The following is a 12,183-nucleotide window of genomic DNA, read 5'->3' as shown; positions in this document are numbered from 1 at the left end:
GGCTGCATCATGCTCTGTAAGGCGGCGAAGCCGAAACCTCGCCGCCTTATAGCTGTCCCGAAAGGAGGCGTCACGTCATTGAGCAGTGGAGCCGGCGCCCAACCGGTATGCGATGATGTAGTCGCCGGCCCTCGTGCCGGTGGAGCCGTGGCCGCCTGCGACGACGACGAGATACTGGTTGCCGTCCGCGCCGCGATAGGTCGAGGGCGTCGCCTGACCACCTGCGGGCAAGCGGTCCTGCCAGATTTCGACACCGGTCTGGAGGTCGTAGGCACGCACGAAATAATCGAGCGTTCCGGAAAGAAACGCCACGCCGCCCTTCGTCACGATCGGTCCGCCGATTCCCGGCACGCCCATCTTGAGGGGTAGGGGAACGGGCGACAGATCGCGCACCGTGCCGTTGACCCGCTTGTAGATCGTCTCGCCGCTCGTCAGGTCGACGGCCGCGATATATCCCCAGGCTGGCTGCTGGCACGGAAGTCCGATCGGAGACAGGAACGGTCCCATCTTCGCGGCATAGGGCGCGCCGAAATTCTCGTTGAAGACAGGACCGCCTTCGTCGGTGACGACGCGCGTCTCCTCGTCCTCACGCGGGACCATCGTGGTGGTGAAGGCCAGATAGACCGGCATGCCGAAGAGAAGCTGCCGCTCGGGATCGACCGCGACCGAACCCCAATTGAACACGCCGAAATTTCCCGGATAGACGATCGTGCCTTCCTCGGAGGGCGGCGTGAAAGCGCCCTCGTAGCGCATCTGGCGATAGGCGATGCGGCACGCGGCCTGATCGATCGGCGTTGCACCCCACATGTCGCTTTCACGCAGCGCTTCGGGCCGGAAGCTGACCGAGGAATGCGGCTGCGTCGGCGCGGTCCAATCGTCGCCAAGAGCACCTTGCGGCGCCGGTTCTTCTGCGACGGCATGAACCGCCTCGCCGGTTTCGCGGTTTAGCACGAAGATGTCGCCCTGCTTGGTCGGCTGCACCAGAGCGGGCACGGTCTCGCCGTCGATGGTCAGGTCGATCAGCGCGGGCTGCGCGGGAACGTCATAGTCCCAAAGGTCGTGATGAACGGTCTGGAACACCCATGCGACTTCGCCGGTCGACGCGTTGAGTGCGGTCACCGACGATGAAAACCGCTCCGTTTCCTCGCCGCGATCCGCACCGTACTGGTCCGGCGATTCATTGCCCATCGGCAGGTAGACGAGGTCGAGATCGGGATCGTAGCTCGCAATGCTCCACATGTTGGGCGAGTTTTCCATATAGGTCTCGCCCTCGGCGATCGGCTGGGTCGCGTCGGGGTTCTTGGAATCGAAGTTCCAGACGAGTTCGCCCGTCCAGATGTCGTAACCACGAATGACGCCCGAGGGCGATGTGGTGGAATCGTTGTCGTTGACCGCACCGCCCACGATGATGACGGACGACGTCACGACCGGCGGCGATGTCGTATAGGTCGAGCCGGGCGTCACATTCGGCATGTTCGCCCACAGATTGATGGTGCCGTCCTCACCGCCGAATCCGGCGCAGATTTCGCCGGTCTCGGCGCTGAGAGAAATCAGGCGACCGTCGGATGTTGGTGCAAAAATGCGGCGCAGGCACGCAGCGTCCTGATTGACGTACCCATCCTCCTCGCGCGTGACGGTCGGATTTTCCGCACCTGCTTCCGCTTCGCCGGTCACCACGTTCTGCGCGACGCCGGCAGCCTGCCGAGTGACGGATTCGACGCTCAGCGCCAGCCGCTCGTCGTTGGACAGTGCCGGGCGTTCTTCGGCAGGCGCGACCTCGTCGGCGACAACGGGCTCCTGAGCGGTCTCGTCTGTTGCGGTGTCCGCGTCCGCTGCCGGCTCGCCGCCTTCCGTGGCGGGTGGCGCGGGCGCAACCTCGGTCTGCTCTTCGGCAACCGCGACCAGATCCGTCCCGTCGAAATAGGAAACGCCGCGACATGTCATGTGCTGCGTCGTCGGCGTCGGTGGTTGCTGGAGCTGCGGATCGAACCGCCACCGTTCCTGACCCGTCACCGGATCGAGCGCAATGACCGTGCCGAACGGCGTGCAGATATACATCATGTCCTGAACGACGAGCGGCGTGACCTGATAGGTCGTCTCTTCGGGGTCTGCGCCGCTACGAATTTCGCCGGTCTGATAGGTCCAGGCAACTTCCAGGTCGGCGACGTTTTGCGGATTTATGTCCGTCAGCGGCGAATAGCGTTGTCCAGCGGCGGTGCGGCCATAGGCGACCCATTCTCCCTCGTCGACAGTGCTTTCATTGACCGCAAGACCCGCCATCTGCTGGGCGGAGAACGTGCCGTCCTGATCGCGCGGCTCCAACCAGATCGAACCGGCTGCAACCAGACCGCTGATGAGAAGCGCGAAGGCGAGCGTCGCGCTGTTCGGACCGTAGACGGCCTGCGGCAGGCCGGGCGGGTGCATGGCGCGCACCATGGGCGGCAGGAGAAGCAGCACGCCGAGCGCGACCAGCAGGCTGCCGCGCGCCGAAAGCGCCCACCAGTCGAAGCCGGATTCCCAAAGCGCCCAGCCAAGGGTCAAAAGCAGCGTCAGCGCATAGACGGAGAGGCCCGTCGGCCGGCGGTCCCACAGGAGTCCGGCCGATATGATCAGCCCGACGCCCATGATGACGTAGAACCAGGACCCGCCCAGCGAGGCGAGCCACGCGCCCTGACCTGCGAGTGAAATTCCGATCAGGAGGATGATCGCGGAAAGAATGATGCGGTACATTGCCGGCCCCGGTGAGCAATGAAAAATTCAAGCCCACGGCTATGCGTCGGCTCCCCTGCGATGCCGAACGGCACCCTGCACGGGCTGACAATGAGTCCATGCCAGTGCAGAACGGATGGCCGGCGTTCCGGTTCCGCAAAAAAATCCGTCACATACGGAAGACGCCGAATTTCGTGTCGGGGGTCGGTGCGTTGAGCGCGGCCGAAAGAGACAGCGCAAGCACTTCGCGGGTGCGCGCCGGGTCGATGATGCCGTCGTCCCAAAGCCGCGCGGACGAATAGAGCGGGTGACCCTCCGTCTCGAACTTGTCGAGAATGGGCTTCTTGAACGCGGCTTCCTCCTCCGCACTCCATGTGCCGCCGCGCCGCTCGATGCCCTCGCGCTTGACGATGGAAAGCACGGTCGCGGCCTGCTCGCCGCCCATGACGGAGATGCGCGCATTCGGCCACATCCACAAAAAGCGCGGCGAATATGCGCGCCCGCACATGCCGTAATTGCCCGCGCCGAATGAGCCGCCGATGATCATGGTCACCTTCGGCACCTTGGCCGTGGCGACGGCCGTGACGAGCTTTGCGCCGTCCTTGGCGATGCCGCCCGCCTCGTATTTGCGCCCCACCATGAAGCCGGTGATGTTCTGGAGGAAGACCAGCGGAATTTTGCGCTGGCAGCACAGTTCGATGAAATGCGCACCTTTCTGCGCGCTTTCGGAGAACAGCACGCCATTATTGGCGATGATGCCGACCGGCATGCCGTAAAGATGCGCGAAGCCGGTGACCAGCGTCGTGCCGTAATTCGCCTTGAACTCGTCGAACTCGGAACCATCCACGACGCGGGCGATGATCTCGCGCACGTCGTATGGCTGGCGCGTATCCTGCGGAACGATGCCGTAGATTTCCTCCGGCGCATGAACCGGCGGTAGAACCTCGCGAGTGTCGAGCCCGATGTCCTTCTTCCGATTGAGGTTTCTGACGATCCGTCGCACGATTGCGAGCGCATGCGCATCGTCGACCGCATAATGGTCGGCAACGCCGGATTCGCGCGTGTGAAGGTCCGCGCCGCCGAGGTCTTCGGCCGAGACGACTTCACCCGTCGCCGCCTTCACCAGCGGCGGGCCGCCGAGAAAGATCGTCGCCTGATTTTTGACCATGACGGTCTCGTCCGACATCGCCGGCACATAAGCCCCGCCCGCCGTGCACGACCCCATCACGCAGGCGATCTGCGGAATGGCGGCCGCCGACATGTTCGCCTGATTGTAGAAAATCCGGCCGAAATGTTCCTTATCGGGAAACACCTCGTCCTGATTGGGCAGGTTCGCGCCGCCGGAATCGACGAGATAGACGCAGGGCAGATTGTTCTCGATCGCGATTTCCTGCGCGCGCAGATGCTTCTTCACCGTCAGCGGGTAATAAGTGCCGCCCTTCACGGTCGCGTCGTTGACGACCACCATCACCTCGCGCCCCTCGATCCGCCCGATCCCGGCGATCAGCCCCGCAGAGGCGATATCGCCGCCATATATGTCGTTCGCGGCGAACTGCCCGATCTCGAGAAATGGCGCGCCGGTGTCCAGCAACTGCGCCAGCCTGTCACGCGGCAGGAGCTTTCCGCGCGACACATGCCGCTCGCGCGCCTCTTCCGAGCCGCCGAGCGCGATTTCCTCGGCCTTGTCGCGCATCTGCTCGACAAGTTCGCGCATGAGGTCGGCATTCGCCTTGAAGGCGTCGGAGGATGTGGAAATCTTCGAGTTGATGACGGGCATTGACAATACCTGTATTGATATCAATATTTGATACTAAGATACCGGTGGAAGTTGGTCCACTGGATGGGCGACGAGTCGGGCCCCGCTAATGCTCCTGCTGTCAGTTTGCAGGGTGCCAATCACGGTAGCAAGGGTCTGACGATGAATGGAAGAAACCGCAAAACATTGGTTGCCGTTTTCTCGGAGCCTGTCAGCGGTTCGATCAAGTGGCGAGATATCGAGTCCCTTCTTTCTTCGGTAGGTGCGGAAATGAGCAAAGGAAGCGGCTCGCGAGTGCGATTCGACATGAACGGGCAGACATTGTTCGTTCATCGACCGCATCCATCTCCGGACACGAGACGATGGGCGGTTCGTGCTGTTCGAGAGTTTTTACAGAACGTAGGAGTGCAGCCATGAAACCTTATCAGGGCTATTCGGGGTCGATCGAATTTGACGATGACGACATGGTCTTTCACGGCAGGATCATCGGTATCCCGGATATCGTTACGTTCGAAGCTGAAAATGCCGAAGACCTGGTCAAGGCGTTTCATGAAAGCGTCGATGATTATCTGGCTTTTTGCAACGAACGTGGGCTGGCGCCTCGAAAGCCTTATTCTGGAAAGCTCGCATTGCGCACGACACCTGAAATCCACGCTTTGCTGGGCAGAGCAGCCGCCAGCGATGGAAAGTCCATCAATCAATGGGTTTCCGATACGCTTGCCGAAGCGGCCAAGCGACGCATCGATGCTGCTTCGACGAAAGTGCACGCGGCCTAGGAGCTATCAAATGCTCTCCGCCATCATCTCGCGGCCGATCAGCCAGCGGCGGATTTCGCTGGTGCCTGCGCCGATCTCGTAGAGCTTGGCGTCGCGCAAAAGGCGACCGGTCGGATATTCGTTGATATAGCCGTTGCCGCCGAGAAGCTGGATGGCGTCGAGCGCGGTCTGCGTGGACTTTTCGGCGGCATAGAGGATGCAGCCGGCGGCGTCCTTGCGCGTCGTCTCACCCCGGTCGCAGGCGGTGGCCACCGCGTAGACATAGGCCCGGCAGGCCGAAAGCGTTGAATACATGTCGGCGAGCTTGCCTTGCACGAGCTGGAATTCGCCGATCGGTCGCCCGAACTGCTTGCGCTCATGAACGTAAGGCACCGCCACGTCGAGGCAGGCGGCCATGATGCCGAGCGGCCCGCCGGCGAGCACCGTGCGCTCATAGTCGAGGCCGGACATCAGCACCTCGACGCCGCGCCCTTCCTCGTGAAGCACGTTCTCGAACGGCACTTCCACATCGTCGAACACGAGTTCGCCGGTGTTCGATCCGCGCATGCCCAGCTTGTCGAGCTTCTGCGCCACCGAGAATCCTTTGAAGTCCTTCTCGACGACGAATGCGGTAATGCCGCGCGATTTCCGCTCCGGATCGGTCTTGGCATAGATCACCATCGTATCGGCGTCCGGCCCGTTGGTGATCCACATCTTGGTGCCGTTGAGAACGTAGCGATCGTTCTTCTTGTCGGCGCGGATGCGCATCGAGACGACGTCGGACCCCGAACCGGATTCGGACATGGCAAGCGCACCGACAGCCTCGCCCGAGCAGAGCGCCGGCAGATATTTCGCCTTCTGCTCATCCGTGCCCCAGCGATTGATCTGGTTGACGCAAAGGTTCGAGTGCGCACCGTATGAAAGTCCGACGGAGGCCGATGCACGGCTGATCTCCTCCATCGCGACGACATGGGCGAGATAGCCCATGCCCGAGCCGCCATGGTCGGGATCGGCCGTGATGCCGAGCAACCCGAGCGCGCCCATTTCCTGCCAGAGCTGGTTGGGAAACGCGTTCGAGGAATCGATTTCTGCGGCAAGCGGCGCGATCCGCTCCTGCGCGAAGCGCCGCACGGTCTCGCGCAACGCGTCGATATCCTCGCCATGACCGAACTTCATCGTGTGGTCGTACATTCGTCTCTCCCTCAAATCTGCGGCTTCGCGCCCGCAAGGCGCAGCGTCATAGTCAGGTAACGGTCGGTGATTTCGTCCATCGACAGGCGTTCGTCGGGCCGGAACCACACGATGACGCCGGTGATCATCTGGAGGATCGCCATCGAAACGAGCGCGGCATCTTCGACATCGAAAGTGCCTTGCGATGCGCCGCGCTGCAGGATCGCGCGCAACTGTCCCTCATAGGCTTCGCGCAGCGCGACGATGCACGACAGCCTGTCCGGCGACAGGCTGCGCAGCTCCAGATTGTTGACATGGGTCGAGCCGCGCCGCGCCAGATGGAACGCGATATGGTTACGCACGAACGCGGCAAGCTGCGTTTCCGCATCGGCCGTGTCATCGGCAAGATCGGACCAGCCGGCAATGAGCGAATCCATATGGGCGCGCATCAGGGAGAACAGCAGGTCTTCCTTCGTCGGGAAATACCGATAGAGCGCGGCGGCCTGAACGCCCACTTCATCGGCGAGTCGCCGCATCGAGACGGCTTCATAGCCGTGACGCGCAATCAGCCGCGTCGCTGCTTCGCGCAGCGCCGCCTGCGTTTTCTCGCCGTCCGATCCGATCGTGCGCGCCAAGATATCCTCCCGAAATCCATGAATAAAACGAACGTTCATTTAATTCAAGATCGGGATATCAATGTTGACATAAAGATATCTTTATGTGAGCAATCAAGCCTTATGATGGAGACTGCCCGTGATCGACGAACTGTTTGGTGCCCCCCGCGAAAAGGACGATGTCGCCGCCTTGCTGAAGCAGGCGGCGAGCGAGCGCATCTTGATCATCGATGGCGCGATGGGCACGCAGATTCAGGGGCTCGGCTTCGGCGAGGATCATTTTCGCGGCGACAAATTCGACGGCTGCGCATGCCACCAGCAGGGCAACAACGATCTTCTGATCCTGACCCAGCCGGGGGCGATCGAGGACATCCACTATCGCTATGCGCTGGCCGGCGCGGACATTCTCGAGACCAACACCTTTTCCTCCACCTCCATCGCGCAGGCCGATTACGGCATGGAGGATCAGGTCTATGAACTGAACCGCGACGGCGCGAGATTGGCCAAGCGCGCCGCAATCCGAGCCGAAAAGCAGGATGGCAAACGCCGCTTCGTCGCCGGCGCTCTTGGGCCGACGAACCGTACGGCGTCGATTTCGCCCGACGTGAACAATCCCGGCTACCGCGCCGTCAGTTTCGACGATCTGCGCATCGCCTATGCCGAACAGATCGTCGGCCTGATCGATGGCGGCGCCGACCTGATCCTGATCGAGACGATCTTCGATACGCTCAACGCCAAGGCGGCCATCTTCGCGTGCCGCGAGGTGTTCGAGGAAAAGGGCGTCGACCTTCCCGTCATGATTTCCGGCACCATCACAGACCTTTCGGGCCGCACGCTTTCCGGCCAGACGCCGACTGCCTTCTGGCACTCGATCCGCCACGCCGACCCGTTCTCGGTCGGCCTCAACTGCGCGCTCGGTGCGGACCAGATGCGCGCCCATCTCGCCGAGATTTCAAGCGCGGCGAACACGCTCACCTGCGCCTATCCCAATGCCGGCCTGCCGAACGAATTCGGCCAATATGACGAGACGCCGGCCGAAATGGCCGCGCAGATCGGCCGGTTCGCGAACGAAGGGCTGGTCAACATCGTCGGCGGTTGCTGCGGCTCGACGCCAGAGCACATCGCGGCCATCGCCGCCGAGGTCGCGAAGTATCCGCCGCGCGCGATCCCGCAGAAAAAGCCGCTCATGCGTCTGTCGGGCCTCGAACCCTTCACGCTCACCTCCGACATTCCCTTCGTCAATGTCGGCGAGCGCACGAACGTCACCGGCTCGGCCAAATTCCGCAAGCTGATCACCAATGGCGACTATGCGACCGCGCTCGATATCGCACGCGATCAGGTCGAAAACGGCGCGCAGATCATCGACGTCAACATGGACGAAGGCCTGATCGACTCGCAGGCCGCGATGGTCGAGTTTCTGAACCTGATCGCCGCCGAGCCGGACATCGCCCGCGTCCCGGTGATGATCGACAGCTCCAAATGGGAGATCATCGAAGCGGGCCTGAAATGCGTGCAGGGCAAGGCCATCGTCAATTCCATTTCGATGAAGGAGGGCGAGGAGGCTTTTCTGCACCACGCGCGGCTGTGCCGTGCCTATGGCGCGGCGGTCGTCGTCATGGCCTTCGATGAGGCCGGGCAGGCCGACAGCCGCAAGCGCAAGGTCGAAATCTGCACCCGCGCCTACAAGCTCCTGACGGAACAGGCGGGCTTTGCGGCGGAAGACATCATCTTCGATCCCAATGTCTTCGCAGTCGCGACCGGTATCGAGGAGCACGACAATTACGGCGTCGACTTCATCGAGGCGGCAAGGGAACTGACGCAAACGCTTCCTGGGATTCACATTTCCGGCGGCGTCTCTAACCTGTCCTTCTCATTCCGCGGCAACGAACCGGTGCGCGAGGCGATGCACGCCGTGTTCCTCTATCACGCCATTCAGGCGGGCATGGATATGGGCATCGTCAACGCCGGCCAGCTCGCCGTCTACGAGACGATCGACGCGGAACTGCGCGAGGCGTGCGAGGATGTGGTGCTCAACCGCCGTTCGGATGGGACCGAGCGTCTTCTCGATCTGGCCGAGCGCTATAAGGGAAAGGGCGGCCGCGAGGCGCGCGAAAAAGATTTGGCGTGGCGCGAATGGCCCGTCGAAAAGCGGCTGGAACACGCGCTCGTCAACGGCATCACCGACCATATCGAGGCCGACACCGAAGAGGCGCGGCAGGCCGCCGAACGCCCCTTGCATGTCATCGAAGGCCCGTTGATGGCGGGCATGAACGTCGTCGGCGACCTGTTCGGCGCGGGCAAGATGTTCCTGCCGCAGGTGGTGAAGTCCGCGCGCGTCATGAAACAGGCGGTCGCGGTGCTCCTGCCTTACATGGAGGCCGAAAAGCGCGCCAATGGCGGCGAGCAGCGCCAGTCTGCCGGCCGCATAGTCATGGCGACGGTCAAGGGGGACGTCCACGACATCGGCAAGAACATCGTCGGCGTTGTGCTCGCCTGCAACAATTACGAGGTCATCGATCTCGGCGTCATGGTGCCGTCGACCAAAATCCTCGACATCGCCCGCGAGAAACAGGCCGACATCATCGGTCTGTCCGGCCTCATCACGCCTTCGCTGGACGAGATGGTGCATGTCGCCTCTGAACTCGAACGCGAGGGCTTCGACATCCCGCTCCTGATCGGCGGCGCGACGACGAGCCGCGTCCACACCGCGGTGAAGATCCATCCGCAATATGAGCGCGGGCAGGCCGTTTATGTAACGGATGCGAGCCGCGCGGTGGGCGTCGTCTCCTCGCTTCTGTCGGATCGCCAGAAGGCGGACTTCGTCAGCGAAACGCGCTCGGAATACGCCAAGGTCGCGGAAGCTCACGCACGCCGCGAGGCCGAGAAGCAGCGTTTACCGCTCGTCGCCGCGCGCGCCAATTCGGTGAAGGTCGATTGGTCGGCCTACGAGGCGACGCGTCCGTCCTTCCTCGGAACGAAAACCTTCGACAATTGGGACGTGGCCGAGCTTGCCCGTTACATTGACTGGACGCCCTTCTTCCAGACATGGGAACTCAAGGGCCGCTACCCTAACATCCTGGACGATGAAAAGCAGGGCGAGGCCGCGCGCCAGCTTTTCGCCGATGCGCAGGCCATGCTGAAGCAGATTGTCGACGAAAACTGGTTCCGTCCACGCGCCGTCATCGGCTTCTGGCCGGCCAATGCGGTCGGTGACGACATTCGCCTGTTCGCCGACGAGACGCGCAATGAGGAACTTGCGACCTTTTTCACCCTGCGTCAGCAGCTTGCCAAGCGCGAAGGACGGCCGAACGTCGCGCTCTCTGATTTCGTCGCGCCGCAGGGGCGGCCCGACTATGTCGGCGGCTTCGTCGTCACGGCCGGCATCGAGGAAGTCGCGATCGCCGAGCGTTTCGAACGCGCCAACGACGATTATTCCTCGATCATGGTCAAGGCGCTTGCCGACCGTATCGCGGAGGCTTTCGCCGAGCGCATGCACCAGAAGGTGCGTACCGAATATTGGGGCTACGCGTCGGACGAGACGCTGTCCAACGAAGACCTGATCGGCGAAGGCTATGCCGGCATCCGGCCCGCGCCGGGCTATCCGGCCCAGCCCGACCATACGGAAAAGGCGACGCTCTTCCAGCTTCTCGACGCCGAGAACGCGGCCGGCGTTGAACTGACGGAAAGCTATGCCATGTGGCCCGGCTCCTCCGTTTCGGGGCTCTATATCGCGCACCCCGACAGCTACTATTTCGGCGTCGCCAAGGTCGAGCGCGATCAGGTCGAGGATTACGCGGCCCGCAAGAAGATGGACGTCGCCGAGGTCGAACGCTGGCTGTCGCCGATCCTCAACTATGTGCCGACTTCGCTGGCTCAGGCGGCGGAATAGACGCTGGACCAAAACCGAACGGCTTGACTGGAATGGTGCGAAGCGGGTTTGACGGAGTCCCGGCAAAGGAGACTTCGATGGCAATGCGCGGCGACGTAAATCTTTCGAACTGGCGCGATCATCCCTTCTCGACACTGAGCTTCCAGTCCGTCAGCGAGTTCGTGCCGGTCGCCACGATGACGGCACCGAAGGAACAGCCGGAAGTTTCGGTCGGCAGTGCGCTTCTGGATGATCTTTCATTACAGCTCGGCGGCGTTTCCAAAAATGTCGTCGACCATCTGCGCTCTTCCTATACAGACGCGCTCGTCATCCTGCGCGACGGTGAACGCATCGCCGACTGGCGCGCGGCGCATTGCGACCCGGAGTGGCCGCACGTCATCTTCTCGATCTCGAAATCGGTGACCGGCCTGCTTGCCGGAATCGCGGCGGGCGAGGGGCTGCTCGATCCCGATGCGCCGATCACGCGCTATGTGCCGATGCCGCAGTCGAGCGCCTATGGCACTGCCCGCGTGCGCGACCTTCTCGACATGACCGTCGATGTCGAGTTCGAGGAGGAGTATACCGACCGCGACAGCGCCTTCGACCGCTACCGACGTGCCATGCTCTGGAACCCCGAACGAGCCGACACGACGGCGCAGACGATGGAGGAATTCCTCGCCACGCTGCCCCCGCGCGCCGGTGGCGATCACGGCAAGCGCTTCTACTACGCTTCGCCGAACACCGACCTCCTCGGTCTCGTCGTCGAACGCGCGGTCGGCCGGCGGTATCACGATTATCTCGCCGAGCGGCTCCTGAAGCCGATGGGCGCAACGGGCGCCTCCTACGTCACCGTCGACCGCGTCGGCACCGCACGCGCAGCCGGCGGCATCTGCATCACCGTCGCCGATCTCGCACGCCTAGGCGAACTCGTGCGCAATGGAGGTCGCGGTCCTGCGGGGCAGGAAATCGTCCCGTCCGGCTGGATCGACGATCTCTTGAAAAACGGCGACCGGCAGGCGTGGGTCGACGGCAATTTCGCCGACATGTTCGCCGATGGTCGCTACCGCTCCTGCTGGTATCAGGTGGGCGATGCAAATGGCTCGTTCTGCGGCGTCGGCATTCATGGTCAGTGGGTCTGGACCGATCCGGTTCGGCGGATCACCATCGCCAAGACATCGTCGCGGCCCGACGCGAGCGACGATGCGGCGACGGCTCGCGAGATTTCCGCCCTCGGACAGCTTGCGGCCAGCCTTTGATTTGCAGAGCTCGTTGCATATTCTGCAATGGCAGCATCGGCCAGGCAGGCTTTCT

8 protein-coding genes are annotated in these 12,183 nt (G+C 62.6%); 4 read left to right on the top strand and 4 right to left on the bottom strand.

The annotated features are described in order from the left end of the window. Positions 1-75 precede the first annotated feature (75 nt). Positions 76-2,730, bottom strand: coding sequence for an outer membrane protein assembly factor BamB family protein (locus GTW25_RS00305; RefSeq protein ID WP_252909983.1), 2,655 nt, complete (start codon positions 2,728-2,730; stop codon positions 76-78). Between the two features lie 148 nt (positions 2,731-2,878). Next, entirely contained in the window at positions 2,879-4,486 is a 1,608-nt protein-coding gene (locus tag GTW25_RS00300) for a carboxyl transferase domain-containing protein (RefSeq protein ID WP_252909981.1), read from the bottom strand. Between the two features lie 63 nt (positions 4,487-4,549). On the opposite strand from GTW25_RS00300, the gene GTW25_RS20405 reads away from it, so the two are divergent. Continuing rightward, positions 4,550-4,882: a type II toxin-antitoxin system HicA family toxin gene (locus GTW25_RS20405; protein ID WP_308206215.1), complete on the top strand. Its 333-nt coding sequence runs from the start codon at positions 4,550-4,552 to the stop codon at positions 4,880-4,882. Between the two features lie 47 nt (positions 4,883-4,929). Continuing rightward, complete coding sequence (locus GTW25_RS00290) at positions 4,930-5,241, top strand: type II toxin-antitoxin system HicB family antitoxin (RefSeq protein WP_252909979.1); 312 nt, start codon at positions 4,930-4,932, stop codon at positions 5,239-5,241. Positions 5,242-5,247: 6 nt separating this feature from the next. On the opposite strand, the gene GTW25_RS00285 is transcribed toward GTW25_RS00290, so the two are convergent. Both GTW25_RS00285 and GTW25_RS00280 read right to left on the bottom strand, forming a co-directional pair. Beyond that, positions 5,248-6,411, bottom strand: coding sequence for an isovaleryl-CoA dehydrogenase (locus GTW25_RS00285; protein WP_252909977.1), 1,164 nt, complete (start codon positions 6,409-6,411; stop codon positions 5,248-5,250). An 11-nt stretch (positions 6,412-6,422) separates the two neighbouring features. Next, positions 6,423-7,025, bottom strand: a complete 603-nt coding sequence (locus GTW25_RS00280; protein WP_252909975.1) for a TetR/AcrR family transcriptional regulator — start codon at positions 7,023-7,025, stop codon at positions 6,423-6,425. A 112-nt stretch (positions 7,026-7,137) separates the two neighbouring features. On the opposite strand from GTW25_RS00280, the gene metH reads away from it, so the two are divergent. Both metH and GTW25_RS00270 read left to right on the top strand, forming a co-directional pair. Continuing rightward, a complete protein-coding gene (gene metH / locus GTW25_RS00275; protein ID WP_290127866.1) occupies positions 7,138-10,893 on the top strand; it encodes a methionine synthase in 3,756 nt (1,251 codons plus the stop codon). Between the two features lie 77 nt (positions 10,894-10,970). After that, entirely contained in the window at positions 10,971-12,128 is a 1,158-nt protein-coding gene (locus tag GTW25_RS00270) for a serine hydrolase domain-containing protein (protein WP_252909973.1), read from the top strand. Positions 12,129-12,183: the final 55 nt, after the last annotated feature.

The organism is Aliihoeflea aestuarii (genome assembly GCF_024105665.1).
In the GTDB taxonomy this organism is placed as follows: domain Bacteria; phylum Pseudomonadota; class Alphaproteobacteria; order Rhizobiales; family Rhizobiaceae; genus Aliihoeflea; species Aliihoeflea aestuarii.
The sequence above is the reverse complement of the archived record's forward strand: the minus strand, read 5'-3'. Positions and strand labels throughout refer to the sequence as shown.